The following is a 21735-nucleotide window of genomic DNA, read 5'->3' as shown; positions in this document are numbered from 1 at the left end:
ACAGCTTAAGTTTATGTCTTACCAGACAAGTTGCTCGTTTTAATTCTTAAAAATAATACGAATAGCAGAGAGATTAATTTTTTATATTTACTATAGTACTTATATGTTCATATAAACCTTAAATAAGTTAAACATATTGAGTTAGGTATAACTATGATAAAATATTGGTATGTTATTATTTTAGGAGGGCTTTTATTAAGTGGTTGCTCATCGCACTTATTCAGTTTGTCTGATAATGATCCAACATCAAAGTCTTTTGTATGTTGTCGATCGTTTGAATATATAAATTGGCAAGTGATAAATGGTGAAGAAAAGAAACTTTATATCAATGAAAAATCAAATATTGGCTACTTTTCTGGTGAAAAAAGTTTATATAAAGCTTATAAATTAGCTGATGGTATTGAGGATATTACATTCTCTATTGAAAGCAAAATTACAAGTAATAATGTATTTTCACCTAATGTTATGATCTTCGATGATAAACTTTCACTTTTTAAATCAGTTAATTTTTTTGATTTTGAAAATAATGGAAAAGACGAAAGCTATAGTATTAAAAATATAAGGTTAAGTAGAAAAATACCTTATATGATTATATTCACACCTCAAAGTCATGAAGGTACTAAGATTATATTCGATACCCCTAGTGGACAAGAGCTTGTCAATTTGTATACCAAGGGGAGTTTATCTTTTGATGATGTGTCTATAACAAAGAGAATAACAGAAATGGTAGATGTTGAGCTAATACCATTAAATATCAAGAAAAATGTAATACCATCGCCATCACCAGTAGTTGCTGCAGCTCCTTTGGTTGTACCTTTGAAAAAAGTGCCTTCAACACCTTTAAAAGAAAATATAAATATTATTGATGATTCTCAAACTTATAAAGCATATCAAGAGATAGCAAAAAAAGCAGAATATCCATCTAAATTTCAAACAGTTGATAATAATAAAAATTCATGGTCAAACAATTCAACCGATGAGTTGCCTGTTAAATTAATTGAACAAGAAACTTCAACGAAAAGTGAACGTATGCTTGTAGAAACGGAAAGAATTTATAATCAATTAATCACTCAGTCTTTAAATAAAGGGGATTTTGCTAAAGCACTAAAATTATTATTAGAGGCGAATCGTGTAGGATCGCCAACAGCCGAAACCGTTTTTTTAGAGCAGGTTAAAAAGAAGTTTGAAGGTAAAAATAATTCTAACTCCTTATTTTAAAGTGTTAAATCCACTATATATCCGCGTAAAAGTGGTAAACCAGCATGCTGACGCAAAAATATAGGCAATGACTGCGAAGTGTTGAGGGAACAAACAAAAGAGGATGAAACAAGCGATTGTTTCTGTGCCTTCTGTCAATCCACTCATGTAATACAATGATTTATTACGATATACGGGGTTTTCAATACCTCGCTTACTGGCCATAACAGCAAAAGCAAGAAAACTACTGCCCGTTCCAATAAAGGCATAGATTAAAAATGCGCCAGCAATGGCATTTTGCTCTGGATTGGCGAGTACAAAGCCGAAAGGTATTAAGGAATAGAATAAAAAATCCAAACTAATATCCAGAAAGCCACCCGCATCAGTAAGACCTTGAATACGTGCAAGTGCCCCGTCAACACCATCACAAATACGATTGAGCAAGATAAAAAGCAGGGCAATGAAATAGTGCTCTGTCATTAAAGCTGGAAACGCTAAGCAACCGATAAGAAAGCCTGTAAAGGTGACTTGATTTGCAGTAATACCATAGGGATGTAGACGGGCTGCAATAATATTCAGCGGGGCTTTAATAAGCTTAATACTTACATTATCGAGCATAATGGCTCTCCGTTTGCCAATTGATCACACGGCTATTGTTTGGGATGTCTTGTTTATCATGCGTCACCATTAAAGTGGGTATTTGTGCTTGCTGAATTTGGTTAAAAACCCAATCTCTAAATTGTGCACGGCGGCCACTGTCTAATTTACTGAATGGCTCATCCAATAAGATTAATTGAGGCTGGGCTAATAACAGTCGAGTAAGGCTAATTCGCGCACGTTGCCCACCTGAAATTTGATGAGGGTAAGCATTTGCTAACGCTGATAGCTGCAACTCTTCAAGGGCATTAAGAGCCAGCTTGTGGCGATCTTTACCTTTAATACGATTGGGTAGTGCAAACGCAAGGTTTTCCCATACTAATAGATGAGGAAAGAGCAAATCATCTTGAAATAGCATGCCTATCTGACGTAAGTGAGCAGGTACTTCGGTGATATCGTTATTATTTAATATAAGGTTACCTTGTGCCTGAAATGCATCACTTAAATGGCCTGCAATGTAATTTAATAAGGTGGATTTTCCACAGCCACTCGCTCCCATTAAGGTCACGATTTCTCCTTTTGCGATTTGTAAGCAAAAAGAAGTCAGTAAAGCATCACCATTAGGCATTGATATTGTGACGTTGTTGATATGTAGACTCATGATTAGTTGACTCTATTTTTAAACGTTTATTGTTTTTCGTCGGTTTATTCGTCGAGCTAAAATAAAAAAGCCGAACGGGAGCAGCGCTTGGCATAAGGCGTAAATAGCGGTAACTCGCCTGTCCGAACCACTTGCAAGGGTTACGGCTTCTGTCGTTAACGTACTTATTCGGCCAGCACCCAGCATTAATGTTGGGAGGTATTGTGCCAAACTGACGCTAATGCCAATAACCCATGCAAAAATAAATGCCGATGATAATTGCGGCAGCTTTATTTTAAGCCATACCTGAAAAGGTGTTTTCCCTAAACTTAATCCAATTTGAGTTAAACGTTGATCATAACTGCGATAAGGGCCATCAAGTGCGAGATAGACATAAGGGAAAACAAAAAAGAGATGTGCCCAACAGACCCATAGTAGATAAGTATTAAGTGAGGAAAATAAAGTTAGTACTTGCAAACCGAAAAGCAACGATAGCTGTGGGATCAGCATCGGAATAGCAATAATGTAGTTAGGAATATGCCATTTATGTTTTATACGATATTCGTGCGCTGCAATGGCAAAACATAATCCAAGCGATGCACTAATCAGTGCGATCACTACACTGATGTTGATTGTACTAAGAATATGACTCCATTCTAGTTGCCAAAAACGCAAGCTATAACGACTTGGAAGTACGTCAGGAAAGCGCCAACGCAGTGCGACTGACCATAGACTTAATATTGGGATAATCAACGCTGTTAATGCCAGCAATAGGGTAAAAAGTGATTTTCCTGGTAACGCAAAGCCATATCTGCCCGACCATTGCCACTGTTTAAAAAACTGGGTGAGTAGCCATTCTATCGCCACCGTAATACCTAATAATATTGTGCCGATAACAAATAGCATGATTGCCCCAGCGGCAGCTCGCGGCATGAGTTGTAGGTTTGGATCTATAAACCATTGCCAGACTAAAACAGCAAAGGTGGGTGGATTGGTTGGCCCTATAATTTGTGCAACATCGACGACAGAGACACCATAAGCCACGATAGCAAATAGAGGAAAACGCATCTTAGGTAACCACTGAGGGAAAATACACTTTAACCATGTTTGAGCACGGTTATAGCCCAGAGATGTTGATACTTTTTGGGTTTGCTCAATATTTAATTGTTGGAGAACCGGAATACTCATTAGCACTAAAAAAGGCGTCTCTTTTAAGGCGAGCATAACGATAAGCCCTAAGCCATATGGATCATTGATCAGTAACGCGGTTTCACTGACAGCATGAGTACTGAGATTGGCTGGAAGTACTGAATACAATAAACGAACGCCCATTCCTGTTGGCGCAAATAAAAAGGCAAAGCCAATCGCGAAAGCAACATGGGGAATAGCGAGAAGAGGGCTTAATGCTGATTCAATTCGCTGCCACAGGCGGGTGCCCCAACAGGTTTGGATGATTGCAAAAGTAAATAAACCAGCAAGAAAACAGCTAGCTGCCGTTGTATAAAATGTTAAGGCAATGGAGTGTTCGACACCTTGCCATTGTAATACTTGGCTAAAGCCGTTGAATGAGAATTGAGTTAGCCCTAATGGTGGCATATACCCTAATGCAGTGATCACTACACCGAGTAGCCCTGGCAATGTCGGTAAAATACACACGGCAATTAAAAGAAAGTAAAACGCAGGTAACATACCGTGTTCTCATGGTTAAAAAAGGTTGCCGTCTTAAGGTATAAGAGACGTAAGACGATGCTGATAGTAATTATAATTATGCAATAAGCAATGCGATTTTAATTATTTAATCAATAAATTACCCGTGACGATAACTATGACCCGTTTTTGCAAACTTTTGTTTCATAACCAATGACTAAAATTATATTTCGTATAATTGCGTTTATATCCTTATTAGTCGGTTACTTGTGTATAACGACCAATTAATGATGTTGGTAGCAGTATTTGAACGTGCTGCTTTACTATTAATGGCACTTTTTTGATTAACACAAACCCCGCACTTTCAGTCGATTGTTAAAAAACAACATTGTCGACCTTTTAAACTATCATTATGTCTCTTTTACTGCTCCTTTTTGCAGTGTTAAATACCTATATGGGAGTGAAAGTTGATGGATGATTGCTGGTATTCACCGTTATTTGATTAATATTTATTGTCCAACATCTGTGGACGTTTGTACTTGGTATTCTGACAGATAAAATCGCACGTACTAAGGTAATAGCGATTGCGTTGACGATCTGTTTAGTGGCTGTATGTGCATTGTTATTTACCTAGGCTTCGGTGTTGGTAGCTTGATTGGTTCAATTGTCGCATCCGTTTTTGGTGGCTTTATTGCAACGTTCTACTTGATGTTCGCATTATTGATTGTCTCTTTTGTGATTGCATTAACCATCCAATTACCTAACGGTGAAAATGAAGCACAGTTAGTCGTCAATCACTAACTGGATAATTTGAGAAAAGAATATCTATAAATCCGAGCACTTATTATGAGTGTTCGGATTTTTTATTATCTGTATGAAGGTGAGAAAGGGCGCAGCATAGTTAATCTCTATATAAATAAATGATTACACTGGCTAGTTTGAATAAAGGCAGTTTAAAACACTATTTTTATATTGAAAGTTAGTTACCAGAATGAAAATAACATTAAAATATGGTGTCTTATTTTAGTTAAACTCTGTTTTAATACGCAAATAAACTGCTTATAAATTTAAAGGCAGTGAAGGTCACTCTAAGCAGTGTTTTAATTAGTTTATTGTTTGGTAAGAGATAGCCATGTCTGTGATTAAGTTTCCTTTAAAGTATAGAAATGCCGCAGCAGATACTTTTGCGATGGTTGTGTTTAGCTTTGCCGCTGGCATGATGATTGAGATCTTTATTTCAGGTATGTCGTTTGAGCAGTCGTTAGCATCACGAACATTATCTATCCCTGTTAATATTGCGATTGCTTGGCCTTATGGCATGTTTAGAGATTACATGATCCGAACAGGTATGCGCTTTTCAACAAAACGTTGGATGAAGGGCTTCTCTGATATGGTGGCTTATGTGTTATTTCAATCACCGATCTATGCTTGCATATTATTAGTTGTAGGGGCGAACTTTGATCAAATTGTCACTGCTGTAACCAGTAATATCGTGGTTTCTGGTGCGTTGGGGATTGTTTATGGTCAGTTTTTAGAAATGTGTCGCCGCATGTTCCGTGTACCGAATGCGGTATGATTAAAAATACGCGATAGTATAAAAAACAGGGGCGTAAAGTTTAACTTTACGCCCCTGTTGCTTTGATAGCGATAGATACCAATTCATGGCTGTTTTAAAACAATTGTTAAATTATTTATAACCGCCCTGAATTTCAGGTTGCTGCTGTTTTAATACGACTTTGTTACGCGTAATTGCCGCTGCTGGTAAATTGATAAAGCCGTTGTCAGTCAGTGTCTGTTGCGCTTCTGGTGTCATTACGTAATTGACAAAGGCTGCTTGCTGCGGCGATAGAGAGCTATTTGTTGGCTCTAAATTCAGATACATGTAATAAACGTTAGCAAGTGGATAGCGGCCTGATAAAATTGTTTCATGATCTAGACCAAAACGCTCACCATTTTTATCAATAATATCAATACGTTTAATATCTTTATCTTGGCTTTGATATACGGTGTAACCAATGGCGTTTTCTTTTGATTCAATAGTATCGATTAAATCTTTACGGCTGTTTAACGATTTAGTTGCCGTTTTTTGGCCATCGTAGCAGGTGATCATCTTGGTGAAATTACGGTGTGCTGATAAATCACCATTGACTGAATAAGCGTGTACTTGTGCCAGTTCAGTATTGTTGGCAAGTACAGGACTTACTGTCTGCCATTGAATTGATTTTAATGATGATTGGCAGCCAAAAATATCAGCCAGTGCATTGATTGAAATAGACTTAATTGGATTATCTTCATTAACCAAAATGGCGATGGCATCGGATGTAAAGTACAGCTCGGTTGGTTTATAACCGTATTTATCTTTAAAAACGGCGACTTCGCTATCTAACCAACGACGAGAGCTAATACCAATTTTTACCCCATCTTCAATCATGACTTTTTGAATATCATTGCTTTGTTCGGTGAGTAAATGATTGTTCAACGTAGCTGTTGAAATTAGCTCGTTGACAACGGTATTGAGTTCATTTTCAACCGCAATGGTTTTACTGCTATCGGCATAAGCAGAAGAAGCAAACAGCGCCAGTGGTAACATGTAAGTTAAAGTTGATTTATTCACGAGTATTCCCTCACTGTGCTGTTGATGCATGTTGCGCTGATTGCTCAGAGCTGTAAATTGTCCATTTTTTTACAGGCTCCATTTGGTTGCTGGTTATAACAGCAATGGTGCGTCGCTCACGTTTCTTTAGGTGCTTGGTTAATTCGGTCACCTGCGTAAACTCTTGCTCTGAGATGCGCTCAGGTGCAATACCATTTTCAATCAATGCATCTTTAATCACACCTGTACGACGTTGCGCTAATGCTTTGTTGTATTCGTTTGTACCTTCAGGGCTAGTATCACCCACAAGGATGACCTTTGCCTGTGGCTTTTGCTTTAATAAATCAAAAAGTTGAGTGAAGGTTTCATTTTGATCTAAGCGAATATGGTCGTCATCAAAGTTAAAGTAAACTGTCTGGATGTCGTATTTTGGCTTCACTTCCCAAGGTGCACAGCCAGTAATATCAACTTGCGTACCAGCAGGTGTATCTGCACACATATCCCGTTGATTGATCACGCCATCTTTATCATGATCGCGAAGATCATCAATCTGATGGCGAGTGACTTGAGTATCAGGCATATCTGCACAGCCAGTTAAAAGCAAAGGCAATAAAATGAGAGAAAGTAGTGATTTTTTCATGATTATTGCTCCTTCGCCTGCCATTGTTCTGGGTATTCAACACGTAACGCATAGGTCAATTTACCCATAGCATTAAGAATGCGATATGCCGCTAAGGTGTGGTCATATTCGGTATTAATGTAGTTCTTGCGGGCAAGGAACACTTCTACTTTTGCATCAAGTACGTCAAGTAAGCTACGACGGCCTAAACGAAATTGTTCTTCATAACCCATTTCAGCGGCTTTTGCTGCATCAACGTTCTGTTTTAACAATTTCTTCTGTTGCTCTAACATGTTGTAGGCATTCCACGCTAGGGTTGTCCCTTCAACCACTTCACGTTCTGCACGCAAACGGATAGTACGTGCTTCTTCATGACGCCATGCAGAGGCTTCTGTATCAGCATTGGTTTTTCCGCCGTTATAGATGTCGTAATTCATGGTTAGCATGACACGGGCATCTTGATCCGGACCCAGTGTGTTCCCCACGTTGTCGTTGGCATTTGCGTGTACTTCTAGCTTAAATTCAGGGAAGTAATTGCCTTTTTCACGGCGAATTTCTTCACGTGCCGCTTTAATATCAGCCATGGCGGCTTGAATTTCAGGATGCTGCTTAATACCTTGTTTAATAGCAATTTCTTTGCTGCTAGGCAGCAGGGCAGTATCGACCACAGGATCGACTAAACCCGTTGCCGGTTTTCCAACTAAACGCATAAATTGGGCATCGAGATCGTAGAGGTTATTTTCGGCGGCAATGAGTGATGAGCGCGCCGTCGCAACACGTGCTGCGATTTGGGCTAAGTCAGAATTACTGCTTAAACCTTTTGAGTTTTTATCCAGAATATCTTGGTAAATCGCTTCATGTTCACGAACGTTACGTTGGGTTAATTCATGAATGGTTTTGGCTTTCAGTACTTCCATGTATAAACGTGTGGTATCTAATGAGATATCTTCTGCATCAGATAACAAGGTTAACCGCTCAGATTCTGCTTCATAGCTCAGACGATCAGTATTGGCTGAGGTTTTAAAGCCATCAAAGATTAACTGCGAGGCTTTTAAACCAATTTCAGTTCGGTTCATGCCGCGATCGTCTTTTGGGATTTTATTGCCACTGTTGTAACGGGTTTCTTCATAACCCGCAGCAGCGTATAGATTTACCTGTGGCAAGTAATCAGCCTGTGCGCCATCGACTTCACGAAGTACTGATTGAAAACGGGCATATTGCCCCGCAATTTGTGGGCTGTAATCAATGGCTGAGGCAACGGACTCTTCTAAAGAGAGCGCGTGCGCAGCACTTGATGAAAATAGCGCAGCTGCTATTAATGATGATAAACGCATTCCTTTTCCTTTATCTCTTATTCTGTATGCCGTTTTGTGTAAAACGGCATGACTAATTAGCTAAATGTTATGGCTCTCTTAATGCACTTGCTTTGGCGCGTAATAACGGCTTTAACCAGTAGCTCAAAACGGTTTTTTCTCCCGTTAAGATATCCACCATGGCTTGCATGCCGGGAATGACTTGCAAACGTGTCTCGGGATCATCATGGAGCTGAATATGGGCGCGGTAATAAGCGGTACCGTCTTCTGTTTGTAGGGCATCAGCACTGACATATGTCACTGTGCCTTTGCGTCCACCGTAAACCACAAAATCATAGGCAGTAAATTTAATGGTGGCTTCTAATCCTGTTTGCACAAAAGCAATATCTTGCGGCGAAATTCGCGCTTCAACGATTAACTTGCTGTCATTGGGCACTAACTCCATGATAGGTTCACCGGGTTTTACAACACCGCCTAATGAGCGCACTAAAATATCTTTAATAGTGCCATCCATTGGGGCGGTGATTTCAGTGCGTTTTAACTGATCGGCTAACCCTTCTTGACTATCTTCTAATTGGGCAAATTGATTGGTCAATTCATTGAGTTGTGCTTGGACTGAGGTTCTAAATTCCAACGCAAGATTGCGGCGCATCACAATAGCTTCACGTAATGCTGCTGACGTTTTTTGTTGTGCAACTTTTGAACTGGCAATTTCGCCGCGTAATTTGACCTGATCGCGACGTGTTTGGATCAATTCTACTTCCGCAACAGCGCCACGTTTTACCGCACCTTCGAGCATTTTGGCTTCTTTATTGACTAAACGAAGACTGCTATAAAGTGTGGATGTATTACTTTTCGCATCACGTAACGCTTCAGTTTGCTGTTCAATCGTAAGCTGTGCTTCTTCAAGTTGTGACTCAATTTGTCCAATACGTTCGTTGTAATTGGCTTTAGCATTAAGCTGGGCACGCTTACTTAAATCATCAAAAGCGATAGTTTGATGGGAAATTGTGATTTGTTTTTTCCAATCTTTTTCCTTGGTATCGACTTTTACGGTGTCTAATTCGGCTTTCAGGCGTTTGATTTGTGCTTGTAAAGTACGGTAATGCTCATCAGATTCTTGGAAAGCGGTACGGAAACGGGTGTCATCTAAAATAATTAAAGGCTGACCTTTCTTTACCTGTTCGCCTGCTTTAACTAAGACTTGTTCAATAATACCGCCTTCTAAACTCTGAATTTTTTGAATGGCGAGGGTCGGTACAACTTTGCCATCACCCACGACCACTTCTTCCAATTTGGAATAAGCAGCCCAAGTGATAATAGAGATAACTAGTAGTGAACAAAGCCAAACGATTTTACGAGAACGATAGGCGTGTTTTTGATTTGCCCATTTTAAATTACTGCTCATTACCGCCTCCTTGAACAATACTGACGGATCGAACACGGCTAACTGGACGTTGTGGTTTTTGTTTAGCAAGAATGGTTTTTGCATCACCATCAGCCACTATTTGCCCACGCTCTAGCATAATAATGCGATCACATTGCGCCAAAATAGACTGGCGGTGAGAGCTAATTACCATGGTGATATCACGCGGTAATTGATGCAGGGCTTGACGAAAACGTTCTTCTGCTTGTTGATCTAAAGCGCTCGTTGGTTCATCCATCAGCAATAGGCTAGGTGAGCGATATAGTGCGCGAGCCAGTGCGACTGCTTGGCGTTGACCGCCTGATAAATTACGGCCATTTTCACCGACTTGGGTTTCTAATCCGTTGGCAAGGCGATCCATAAAGCTATTTAAGCCCGACGTGGTTATGGCATGACTTAGGCGCTTTTCATCGACGTCATCACTGCCAAATAGAATATTTTCATAAATAGTGCCGTAAATAAGAGCTGGCTGCTGTCCAACCCAACCGATGTTGTTACGAAGGGCGGCGGGCGGCCATAACTGGGCATCAATTCCTTCAAAATATAACTGTCCTGAACTCGGGCGGTATTGATAAGAAAGTAGGGCTAACAGAGTGGATTTACCTGAGCCTGCCGCGCCAATAATTCCAACACGCTCACCTTGGCGGATGGCTAATTTTATATGACTAAGGGCGTTGAATTGCTGCTCAGGATAGGCGAAATTCGCATCATCTAACTGAACGTTACCGTTAAACTCACCGCGATCCATAACCTGATGCTCATTACTTTCCTGTGGTAATGCCATCACTTGATCCAGCCCTGTAATAGCAGAGCGGCTTTGCTGATAGCGCAGCATTAACATCGATAACTGGTTGATTGAACTCGCGGCTCGACCGCTCAGCATAACAATAGCAATCAAGCCACCCATGCTAAGCAAGCCTTCTGAAATACGATAAACACCAATGATAATTAAACCTATGGTTACGATTTGCTGACTACTCATTACCGAATGAGAAACAACATTGGTGTATTTTCGTGATTTTATATGCCAATCAGAGAGTGCAGAGACGGTTTGCTCCCAACGGCGTTGGATGATGCCTTCAGCATTGTTTTGTTTGATATCAGACAGATTATATAAGCTATCTAATAGTTGGGTTTGTTTCTGGGTCGATAAGCGAGCTGACTCATCCAATGTTTGACCAATTTTTCCTTTCATAATGGTGCTTAGGAGCAATAGCACCGCCATTACAGCGATAGGAACAAACATCATAGGTCCGCCAAGCCAACCAATTAATGCAAGGAAGAACAAGGTGAAAGGCAAATCAACCAAGGTAACTAAAGTGACTGACGTGAAAAACTCTCTCACACTGTCGAAATCTTGAATTTGACGCGCAAATGCAGCGGCTGATTGGGGGCGATGTTCAAGTTTCATCCCCAAGACTTTTTGCATTAAAATTGCCGATAGTTTGGTATCAATATGATGCCCAGCCATATCGGTGATAGCGCTTCGTGCTTCACGTAATAACCAATCAAATATCAACGCAATTGATACCCCTGCCGCCAACACCCATAAGGTATTAAAGGCTTGGTTGGGTACCACGCGATCGTAGACGTTCATGGTAAACAACGGCACGACAAGAGCGAGTAGGTTGATAAAAATAGAGGCAATAAGCAGATCACGATACCAAGGTTTTACCTCTGAAATCGCTGCAAGTAACCAATGTTTTTTCGGCTTAGGTTTAATATCATCCACGCGCGGGTCAGCAACTTGGATCGGCGAAACTTGCCAGACATCGCCGCTGAGCAGATGTGTTAGCTCATCGCTTGATTGCTGAGATACAACGGGAGTTGGGGTATGATCATCATTAGTTTTAAACTGGACGGTTTTAAATTCACCATTAACGTATTCGCTAATAATGATTGGCTCGCCAGCATCAGTAATCCCTACGGCTGGTAAGCTCGCTGTGATTAGCTTTTTTTTCGGGTGTAAGCCAACGTCCAACTGAGCTTGGTTGGCTGCACGTTCAAACAGAGAATCGTCAAGTTTACCCTCTATTAAGGGTAAACCTGAGGTGACTTTTAGACGATGACAGCGAATGCTGTAATGCTGGCATAGCCACAAAATAGAGGCGAGCCAGATGTCATTATCTAACGGCGGACTTTTACTACTCATACCATCCCTAGCCAGTAATTAGATTATTATCATCTATCATTTTTTGAAGAAGCTCTGCATCCGTTGCAGAACTCGTATCTGCGCCATAAAGCGCATCTTTACTTACATTGTCTAACGTTATCTCTTGTGTAACATCTGTACCATTATCTTTAACATGTAATGTGACGGAACCGTTATTTTCAGTAATATCAATATAGTTATCGGCTGAAATACCATCAGTTAAATTTGATAAAATAGCGCTTAAGTCGATGTTGTCGCTATTAATTGTGGTATCGAAATCTAAAATAGTATCTTGTGCTGGTGCAGAGATTGAACCGAGATCGTCTGATTTAAAGACGAAACTGTCATTGCCCGCATCACCTGACATTATGTCGTTGCCTTTACCGCCGATGATCACATCATCATTGGCTGTACCTACTAGGGTATTATCACCCGATACTGCGACTTTGAAATCGATGGTTTGCGCTGTGCCCGTTGCAGTTTGGTTGCCGATGCTGGCACTTGGCTCAATAGATAAAGTGAAATCTTGTGCGCTGTTGCCTGTCATGGTGAGGCTGGCAATATCAGCAAGTTCGACTTCCCAACCACCAGCGTTGGCTTTACCTGCAGAGAAGGTGTAATCACTTGGGAAACCTGTGATCATAATGCTGCCTTTTTCATTAGGAGCTGGATTTTGCATCATGAGATCAAGATTTAAGGCGATCGCTGAATCTGTTTCAGCAATAATACTGGTGTATTGCGCCGTTAATTCAGGCTCATCAGGTAGCGCATCAATGGTTAATTTGATCTCTTCGGTAGCGATAACACCTTCATGAGTGTACTCAGTGCCTAATACGATATTGGTATCAACAGTATTGGCAGCTAATGTGATCGTCATGTCGCCATAAGCATCACCGGGATAAAGTGTGAATTCATCCAATGTATTGGCATTAACGACGACGGTAGCAAACCAATTATTTCCTTTTTGCCCAAAGGTAACTTCTTGTCCGCCAATAACGATTTTATCTAACCCTTGTAACTGAGCAGGATCATTCGCACTGATCGTTACTGTGAGTCGTAATGCTTCATCACTGTTTGTTTCATAGCTTTCTAGATTCACTGGAATAGTGAAACTATCACCTTCAGTTCCAGCAAGACTTTCTGGGACATCAAAGAACTGAACATCATCGCCAATAGGTTTAACGCCTACGACTAAATCAGTGGTCGAGGTTTTAATATCATTGGTGCCAATTTCGTTGGTGATGGCTTCTAGTTTGAGTTTCATATCGCCACTAAAATCTAGCGGTGGACGTATATAAACCCCATCCATTTGGCTGGCACTGATACTCCATGATTGGCCACTGTTAGGTAACTGGACGAATGTATTTCCGCCATCAGGAGAATAGAACAATACAGCACCATCAGGTAGCTCTGAAATATTCAGTGATAGTGTTTCTGAACCATCGTCATCATATAAAATCGCATCGAGTCCAGTAATGTGAATATAACTATCTTCGTCACCGAGGACTTCGATTTTATCTGGCATTTTTGCAAAATCAGTTACTGGTGCAACATTGATTACCACTGATGCCGTTTTGGTTTGGGTATCGGTTTGGGTTGGGCAATCAGCTTCATCAGTGATGTTGGCTGTAACATTAATGGTTAACTCACCGCTGAAGTTAAGTGGTGGTGTTAGGGTTAATTCACCTAAACGGGTTGGGTCTTTAATCGTCCATGTGTTATCGCCGTTATCTTGTAAAATGGCGGGATCGCCGTTGAGTTTTGCCCCGGCAGGTAAAGTAATTTTCAACCAGTTAATGGTTTCTTTACCTGTGGCTGATTCGCCTTCGCCGCTGATGGTTTGTCCCGCGAAAATATTATCGCCTAAAATTAATTCTAAGTTGATAGCAGATTCGGTGTCTTCCTGAATCGTGGTTTGTCCTGCATTAACAATGATGTCATCGACAACAGGGATAACTTCAATCTTGATATTCTGCGTTGTTTTGGACGACTGGCCGTTACAGGTGGACGTTTGAGTGATCTCAATCGGAATATTAATACAGCCAGCCCAATCTTCATCGAGTCCAACAAAGACCATATTTTCTAAGCCGCTTGGTGTAATGGTATAGCCAAGAATTTCACCAACAGCGTTGTATTCAGGAATAACACCATCGCCTTCAATTTCAACACCTAGAGGTAGATCTTTGATATCAATGAAAAACGATATTTCTATTTCAGGGTTGTCGTCAATGTTGCCATCCAGCAACCCTGATAAATCAATATCTTCACCTTCTTTGGCAATAATGGCATCGTCACCTTGAATGCTATCTGGATCGTCAATTGGAAGACAAGAACCACCGCCGCTGTGACCAGTAATTTGGACTTGAAGAGGAGCTTCAATATAGCGTGAATGTTCGTCATCAATAACGTGGGCTACAACACGTAGATCGATAATGTCAGTATCAAAGCTAGAGCTAATGGTTGCACCTGCCAAGATATCTTTCATCGATTCTTTTACTGTGTCACTGGTTAATCCCGTTGCGGGAATAATCCAGTTACCACTGCCGTCAATGGACGCACCATTTGGGTGTTCAACGATTAAGTTAATACTATTTGGTACGACGATGATGATGTAATCAAGGTACTCTGAGCCATCGAGATCTTCATCAAAAAAGTGAACCGCGTTGGTTAAATCGATAGGGCTTCCATCGGTACTGGTGAGCACTTCTGATGTTGATTCTAAACGGGTGTCGCCTTCAACAATACCATTCACATCAAGTTGAATGGTTGCATTAATGTCTTTTGTCGCCGTTTGTCCTGTAGGTGAGGTGTCAGTGACTTCATAGCTAATTGAAATATTGAATAAACCACTTAAATCTTCATCAGCAAGCACAGTAACACGACCGCTGTTAATGAAGTCAGTCCACGATTCGCCACTGGTTTTGTAGCCAGCAAGATCTAATCCACCAGTAGGTACAGATACGGCAATACCATCAATAAAGAGTGTTAAGCCTGAAGGTAATCCAGTGATCTTATAACCGGTTAAACTTTCACTGTGATCGATATCTTGATTAATCATGGGCTCACTTAAGAAGCTTGCTGATTTATCCTCAAGCGTTGTTGTTTCAAGGATAGCGCCATCTTTTTCATCAACGACAGGAAGCACATCAATTTCTACTTGGTAATTGAATTCGCCGCTGTCACCATCAGGCTCAGTTGAAATCACGTTAACATCAAAATTAAGTTGCCCACTGAAGTCTTTCGGTGTTTTTAAGAAGGTGGTTTTAAGCTGATCGTTGCTGATCTGGTAGATCACGCCATTCGATGCATTTTCACCTACGATTTCTAGTGTGATCGGATCACCGTTACTATCAACAAACATTACCCCGTCAGGAAGGTTGGTGATCATAATAGTGATCTGTTCCGATTTATCATCATCACTGGTGGTGATCATGAAATCTAAAGGCAATGGACTATCTTCGTTAAAGCCGGATGTACCTTTGATTGTGCCTTTAAAGCCCGTGGAATTTCCAGTGCTTGGGCTTTCTGTAACGTACTCCCAATGACCATTACCGCCATCTACAACATCAGGGCGATCAATCACACCTTTTAAATCAATAGTAATGGTTTTGGTATCACTAACCGCAGTGATATTAATGGGATCAAGTCCATCAACGGAGGTTTCGGTCGATACCGCCGTGACTTCAATGGTCAGCGTTTCTGTCCATGAGCTGATATCTTCTTTTGGATAAAGTAGGGCTGTACCGTTTTCAATACCTTCAGCGCTGACAATATAAATACCTGATCCTACTGGTTGCTCAATAGCACCACCGCCTTGAATAGACCAACCATCTTGCACTTTGATTTGATAGCTTAAACTTTCAGAACCATCGGTATCGGTAAGCTTACCGACTAATACTTGGCTTAAGTTAATCGGTTGATCTTCAATACCTTTAATGTTTTTCACCGATAGGGTCGGTGTATCAGCGTCTGGCTTGATGTTAATAATAACTTGGTGTGGTGTTTCTTCGGTTTGATGCTCATTTTTATCAATGAACTGATTACCTTTTTCGGTCGCTATAGCGGTTACGGTAAATTCAAATTTACCTGCAAGGTTTTTATCTGAAACGATAGTGATTTTATTCAGTTGATTTTGATTTAATACATCACCGTCTTTAACGACATTGCCATTGAGTTTTAATGTAATGCCATCTGGAATACCTGAAATTCGATATGTTAATTTTTCGGAATCATCGGTATCGGTAAGATTGGCAGCAAGGTCTAGTTTAATGCTGCCGTTATCATCTTCAACGCCTGTGTATTCAGTTTCAGGGGCGTCCCATACAGGCGCATCAGCATTTGGATATACTTTTATAGGTAACTTCTTATCTAAGGATGTAATGCCTGAATCTTTTGAAATGGTTGCTGTGACTTCAAGGTTCACCATACGTTGCTGATTAATTGCAACATCAGGGGCTGGTTGATAGGTGAGTTCACCGTTAGGAGAGTAGAAATTACCGTTTTTAATAAAATCGGTAATCGTGATGACGCCGCCGACTGCCGTGAGTAACGTGCCATTCAAATAAAGTTGTCCACCTGCCAATGAGCTTTCACTAATAGTGATACTGGTAAGGGTTTCATTTTGGTCATTATCGCCTGGGAAGACTTTGATTGTTAACGGGGCTGTCAACGTGTCTTCCAATACTTCCATCAGTTCAACGTTGATATGACCTGGGTTATCACCCAATGCCATTGTTGCGGTTCGATTCGCGGTATCACCATCGCCATCTTTAACTGTATATTTTAGTGTATCGAGGATCCGTCCACTAAATTCAGACGTTGAGACAGTTGTTATTTCAACCGTACCGTCAGCATTAACGACCATGGTACCGTACTTTTTCGACGGCGAGATCGTAGTATTGATTAAATCAATCGGATTACCATCAATAGAGTAAGTTGTTCCGTTGTAAATGAAGCTAACAATTTCACCGCCGTCAGCCCCAGTGATCTCATCGGTTAATAGTTGTAAGGTTTGGCTTTGTCCTTCAACTAAAGACAATGTACTGGCAGTACCGGCTTTTGGAACATCATCTAAGACATTCACATCAAAGATAGTGGCAGGCGAGGTGTCGCCATCGCTGTCAGTCAGAATGGCACCAAACTCAAGGTTAAGCGTATCTTGTGATGTGGCATCTGGATGATCAATAGAGGCAAAGAGATCAAACTCCACCGTACCATCAAGGTTAACTTTAATTTGGAATATTTCTTTACCCGCGGCTGTTGCGATATACCAACCATCAGCATTAGGTGCGCCAAGCGTGATGTTATCGCCTGCGCTGGTGTAGTTTTTACCATTAAATAAGGCGGTGTCTAAGGTCACGGATACCACACTATCACTGCCTGTATTAAAGCTCAGTGTTGGTGTTGCTACATCAGAGGCATCACTGTCTACACCATCATCTAATAAATCATTTTCTTGGACATTTAAGCTGCCATTAACGATGATTTCTGGCTTCAAACCATCCCAAATTGTGACCGTTACGTTGGATGTTCCAACACTGCCATCACTATCAGTAGCTTGAACGGGAAGGGTGATATCAAGCTTGGTATCTTTACCATTGAGGTGATCGATAAAGTCATTCAGCACAATGGTAATGGTTGCATCTGCACTGCCACCTGCAGCAATAGTGCCAATGTCGGAAAGGTTGATGGAAAAGATCACCGTACCGTTAGCTAAAACCGCATCATAGGTATTGTTACCATCAAACTGCCACGTCAGTGCTTCACCGTTATGAGTGATCGCATCACCATCACTGGTTTGAACTGCGCCTGTTAGAGCCAGTTGTAAATCAACAATCGGATCTTGCCCTGCGGTAACAGAAATTGTTGAGCTTGCTGTTTCTGTCGTGCCTGCTGGTGGCGCATCGGGTGCGACAGCTATTGGGTTTTCGGTAATTTCTAATGTGGTATTAGTAATGACTGGCGTGTCACCATCGGTAATAGTGACAGTGATATTGGCTTGGTTAACGTCGCCATCGTTATCGCGAATAAAGACTGGAATGGTAATGGTTTCAATGCCATTTGGATCTGTTTGGTCGATAGATTTATACAGGTTGAAAGTGTACTCAACCGTCGAGTTACCTTCAGCATCAGGTTTTTGTGTAATGGCAATATCAAAAACTTTTTCACCATTGACCGATGCTTCAATCATTTGACCTGTACCAGTAACGGTGTAAGTAATGATATCGCCGCCGCTGGTTAATCCTGATGGTAGCTGTGTTTGATCAAAAAATAATGGGCTGAGAGGTGAAAGGCCATTTAAGCCATCACTGCCAACAACAACATCGATAGTGCCTGTTTTGGATATCGGTTGGCTTGAAGAAAGGCTAGCTTCATCAAAGTCGAGTGCTTGGTTGACGATTAATTCAGGATCTGCACCATCTTCTATATACCAATCAAATTGTCCTGTTGGGGTTTTTGTACCATCCAAATCGGTGGCATCAATCAGTAGTGGTAATTTGATCACATCACTGGCATTGGTGTGATTTAACGGACGATGTTGAGCCAAGGTTACTGTACCTGTTACATCATCACTATTGGCAGCACCAGTTAGGGTTAAAGTAAAGATGGTTTCTCCACCAGATGTCGCAGTAATGGTTTTTCCATCATTACTTAATGTGTATTCAAGGTATTTAACGGAAGTACCTGACGTTAGATTTAAAGCACTTAAAGTAGCAATAGTTTGGGCGTTAAAAGTGATGCTATTAGGATCGGGGTTATCTGATCCTGCTTTAATGGTAAAGTCACCCGTAAAGGTATCTGTAGGATTAGAAATCAGTCCTTCAACGTTACTATCATTGTTATTGATGATGGTATTTGCTTCGCCATCTTTAATTGTGATGGTGAGATCCGCACTTCCGTTGTCATTATCTTTATCGCCAGCGATATAGTTAACTACGAGGTCAATATCACCCGCACTATGGTCGAGATTACGATTGGCGGTAAAAATCCAATGACCATTTTCTTTCATGGTCAGTTGACCTTCAGGAAGATCAAACGTTACAGAAGAACCTGTTAGATCTTTGGTTTCACCGTTAATCGTGACACGAACAACAGAGAGGGGGGAATCAAGATCACTATCATTGTTGAGCACATTGCCAGAGGTAATATTGCCTTCAATCACATTGCTATAGTCATCAAGAATCGTAGGTTCTGAATCTCGGATATAAATTAACGCGGGCGCAACAACCGTTTCTGTTGTGCCATCGCTATCGGTTTGGACACCATCAATCAAGATCGCTGATTGAGTGCTATTGAAACCAAATTTAGTATCAATAGGTTCAAATAACGTAATTTTAATGTCTTGAGAGACGGTTTGAATCGTTGCCGTTAAAACGGTGACGCCATTGCTTACCGCAGTGAGTGTGAGCCCATCCGGTGAGATGGTAACCGTAATCGGGTTACCGTTAGAGGTTAACTTTTCTAGTAATGCTTGATTGGCATTAAAAGTAAACTCAGCAAACTCGATATTGATAGAAGCCGTTGCAGTTTCTGAACCTTGATAATCTAATGTCGTCTCATAAAAAACTGAAGAATCAGGATGTCTTAATGTCGGCATATCATCAGTCGCAGTATTACCTGCTATATCGGTAACGGTTGCTGACATTTCCCATGTTTTTTGTACATTGAGTTGGCTAAGATCGAAATCTTCAATACGCCAATTTCCCGCACTATCTACAGTGGTGGTTAAGATAACGGTTTCAGTGCCATCACTGAAAGTGACTTCGATCTTATCACCCGCCTCAGTGCCCGTTGTTGTACCTTCTAAAAACTCGACATAACCAAGCTTGAGTGCGGTGATATTCAATCCGCCCAAATCGTAATTGCTGGTATCAATATCGATAGTTGGTGGCGTGGTATCTTTAATGATTGTATTGCTCGATACCGCTGGGTTACCTGCGATATCCATGGTTTCTGCGGTGATAGTGATTTCGCCATCATTAAAATTACTTAGATCGACATTAGCAATATTCCAGCTGCTATTGGTTACAGTGGTGGTAAACGTTAAATTATTACTGCCTTGTCCTGAAACGGTAATGGTAACGGTTTGACCATTTTCTACGTGATTAACACTACCAAAAAGGTGGGTATTTTTTACTGTTACGTTATTGAGATAATCATTAGCAACGCCATCGTTATCGCTATCAAAGGCTGCGGTGATATCTGCAAGGGTATCTTTGATAATAGTGCTGGTGGCAGAGGCTGGATTACCTGCAATATCGACCGTGTCTGCAACTACTGTGAGTTCACCTTCGGCGAGGGAAGATAGATCTGTATCGTTAATGTTCCAAGTACCATCAGTGTTAGTTGTTTCAAAGGTGATGGTTTTACCTTGGCTATCGGTGACGGTAATCGTAACGGGTTGGTTATTTTCTACAAAGGTGATATCGCCTAATAAATCACTAACAACGATTTCAAATTGGTTGAGATAATTATCACCCTTGCCATCAAATTCAGCGGTAACTTCAGCTAAGGTGTCTTTGATGGTGTTATCTGTGGCGTCAACAAAATTGCCATAGTAATCAGTGACAGAAGCATAAACATCAAGTGGACCTTCAGCGAGTTCACTTAAGTCTTGATCGTTAATAAACCATTTTTGATCTTTAACGACCGCATTTGTTGTGAACACTTTGCCATTAATATCCGTGATAGTCACAACCACAATACGGCCATTTTCAACATCAATAGCGTCACCAAAGAGATCGACCGTCGGCACTTCAAAGCGGTTCTCATAACCATCACCACCGTCAACAATTGTGACTGTTAAAGCGGCAGAGTTACGAAGTGACAAAATGGTATCGCCAATTTCATCTCGTTCGTTTCTCTCTTGGGAAGTTGTTGGACGGGTAGTAAATCCCGCTTCAGGCAAGGTTTCAGCAAGCGTAGGTTTAATACGGGTAATAAAAGAAATACCATCACTTGAACTGATATTAGATTCTGAGGCGTTTTGTGTGTGACGAGGTGCCGTATCAGATTGCGTCAAGTTAACAACATCGTCTTCATTATTTTGAGTTTTTATGATGTCGTTAACTTGTGCTTGCTCTGCAATGAAAGGTACTGAATTATCAATGATCTCCGATGGCGGAACTTGTACCCATTCACCTTCCGTTGTTATTTTCCAGATAACGTTTTCAACAACTACATACATTACTGGCTTCATCCTTGGCCCCTGCGTTTTATTATTTATTGTGGAAAAGTGTGTCGAGTGTTTGTTTCATCCAATGCACAATCTCGCCACGCTAATCAATATTAGAGAGCAAAAGGATTGAAAAACATTATTTTTACAAAACCTACGGTGCAGACATTATTTTTTGTGATGCTGGTTACATATTTGTTAATAGAGATGGGTGCGTTGTGACCAATAAAATTTATTAATAATCAGTGGGGTTTAGATATTTATATCTATAGGAGCTAAAAGATATATTGCAAAAGTTGCGTACTACTATTGGGTGAATAGTAGTACGCAAGATGAGCTAGTATCAAAGTCTTAAATTGATAGAGTTAGACGCCTA

11 protein-coding genes and 1 pseudogene are annotated in these 21735 nt (G+C 40.8%); 3 read left to right on the top strand and 9 right to left on the bottom strand.

The genetic code is table 11. The annotated features are described in order from the left end of the window. The first annotated feature begins 153 nt into the window (after positions 1–153). Positions 154–1218, top strand: coding sequence for a MalM family protein (locus tag C9J45_RS01100; protein ID WP_107205635.1), 1065 nt, complete (start codon positions 154–156; stop codon positions 1216–1218). Here the strand turns inward: C9J45_RS01100 and C9J45_RS01095 are convergent. The 3 genes from C9J45_RS01095 to C9J45_RS01085 are packed head-to-tail and all read right to left on the bottom strand — an operon-like array spanning position 1210 to position 4123. After that, the gene (locus C9J45_RS01095) at positions 1210–1815 is read right to left on the bottom strand and encodes a CDP-alcohol phosphatidyltransferase family protein (RefSeq protein ID WP_107205636.1); all 606 of its coding nucleotides are present in this window, start codon (positions 1813–1815) and stop codon (positions 1210–1212) included. The two genes, C9J45_RS01100 and C9J45_RS01095, sit on opposite strands and share 9 nt — an antisense overlap. After that, positions 1805–2455: an ATP-binding cassette domain-containing protein gene (locus C9J45_RS01090; protein ID WP_107205637.1), complete on the bottom strand. Its 651-nt coding sequence runs from the start codon at positions 2453–2455 to the stop codon at positions 1805–1807. The genes C9J45_RS01095 and C9J45_RS01090 overlap by 11 nt, the downstream gene beginning before the upstream one ends. An 18-nt stretch (positions 2456–2473) precedes the next feature. After that, positions 2474–4123: an ABC transporter permease gene (locus C9J45_RS01085; protein WP_107292061.1), complete on the bottom strand. Its 1650-nt coding sequence runs from the start codon at positions 4121–4123 to the stop codon at positions 2474–2476. A gap of 493 nt (positions 4124–4616) precedes the next feature. Here C9J45_RS01085 and C9J45_RS01075 point away from each other — a divergent pair. After that, positions 4617–4882: pseudogene (locus tag C9J45_RS01075) on the top strand (oxalate/formate antiport family MFS transporter); the annotation flags it as partial. Positions 4883–5213: 331 nt separating this feature from the next. Further along, complete coding sequence (locus C9J45_RS01070; protein WP_107205639.1) at positions 5214–5657, top strand: L-alanine exporter AlaE; 444 nt, start codon at positions 5214–5216, stop codon at positions 5655–5657. A 111-nt stretch (positions 5658–5768) separates the two neighbouring features. On the opposite strand, the gene C9J45_RS01065 is transcribed toward C9J45_RS01070, so the two are convergent. The 6 genes from C9J45_RS01065 to C9J45_RS01040 form a co-directional block, all read right to left on the bottom strand. Continuing rightward, positions 5769–6695, bottom strand: coding sequence for a PstS family phosphate ABC transporter substrate-binding protein (locus C9J45_RS01065; protein ID WP_107205640.1), 927 nt, complete (start codon positions 6693–6695; stop codon positions 5769–5771). Between the two features lie 10 nt (positions 6696–6705). Further along, positions 6706–7314: an OmpA family protein gene (locus C9J45_RS01060; protein ID WP_107205641.1), complete on the bottom strand. Its 609-nt coding sequence runs from the start codon at positions 7312–7314 to the stop codon at positions 6706–6708. Positions 7315–7316: 2 nt separating this feature from the next. Further along, positions 7317–8627 carry a TolC family outer membrane protein gene (locus tag C9J45_RS01055; protein WP_107292060.1) on the bottom strand — a complete coding sequence of 437 codons (1311 nt, stop codon included), beginning with the start codon at positions 8625–8627 and terminating at the stop codon, positions 7317–7319. Positions 8628–8694: 67 nt separating this feature from the next. After that, complete coding sequence (locus C9J45_RS01050) at positions 8695–10014, bottom strand: HlyD family type I secretion periplasmic adaptor subunit (protein WP_107292059.1); 1320 nt, start codon at positions 10012–10014, stop codon at positions 8695–8697. Then, entirely contained in the window at positions 10004–12184 is a 2181-nt protein-coding gene (locus C9J45_RS01045) for a type I secretion system permease/ATPase (RefSeq protein WP_107292058.1), read from the bottom strand. The genes C9J45_RS01050 and C9J45_RS01045 overlap by 11 nt, the downstream gene beginning before the upstream one ends. A gap of 7 nt (positions 12185–12191) precedes the next feature. After that, the gene (locus C9J45_RS01040) at positions 12192–21383 is read right to left on the bottom strand and encodes an Ig-like domain-containing protein (RefSeq protein WP_233217598.1); all 9192 of its coding nucleotides are present in this window, start codon (positions 21381–21383) and stop codon (positions 12192–12194) included. Between the last annotated feature and the right edge of the window lie 352 nt (positions 21384–21735).

The organism is Photobacterium sp. GB-1, assembly GCF_003026165.1.
Classification (GTDB): Bacteria; Pseudomonadota; Gammaproteobacteria; order Enterobacterales; family Vibrionaceae; genus Photobacterium.
The sequence above is the reverse complement of the archived record's forward strand: the minus strand, read 5'-3'. Positions and strand labels throughout refer to the sequence as shown.

Excerpts from the sequence above, each read along its gene's own strand:
- C9J45_RS01100 (WP_107205635.1), top strand. The coding sequence starts at position 154 with ATGATAAAATATTGGTATGTTATTATTTTAGGAGGGCTTTTATTAAGT.
- C9J45_RS01095 (WP_107205636.1), bottom strand. The coding sequence starts at position 1,815 with ATGCTCGATAATGTAAGTATTAAGCTTATTAAAGCCCCGCTGAATATT.
- C9J45_RS01090 (WP_107205637.1), bottom strand. The coding sequence starts at position 2,455 with ATGAGTCTACATATCAACAACGTCACAATATCAATGCCTAATGGTGAT.
- C9J45_RS01085 (WP_107292061.1), bottom strand. The coding sequence starts at position 4,123 with ATGTTACCTGCGTTTTACTTTCTTTTAATTGCCGTGTGTATTTTACCG.
- C9J45_RS01070 (WP_107205639.1), top strand. The coding sequence starts at position 5,214 with ATGTCTGTGATTAAGTTTCCTTTAAAGTATAGAAATGCCGCAGCAGAT.
- C9J45_RS01060 (WP_107205641.1), bottom strand. The coding sequence starts at position 7,314 with ATGAAAAAATCACTACTTTCTCTCATTTTATTGCCTTTGCTTTTAACT.
- C9J45_RS01055 (WP_107292060.1), bottom strand. The coding sequence starts at position 8,627 with ATGCGTTTATCATCATTAATAGCAGCTGCGCTATTTTCATCAAGTGCT.
- C9J45_RS01050 (WP_107292059.1), bottom strand. The coding sequence starts at position 10,014 with ATGAGCAGTAATTTAAAATGGGCAAATCAAAAACACGCCTATCGTTCT.
- C9J45_RS01045 (WP_107292058.1), bottom strand. The coding sequence starts at position 12,184 with ATGAGTAGTAAAAGTCCGCCGTTAGATAATGACATCTGGCTCGCCTCT.
- C9J45_RS01040 (WP_233217598.1), bottom strand. The coding sequence starts at position 21,383 with ATGAAGCCAGTAATGTATGTAGTTGTTGAAAACGTTATCTGGAAAATA.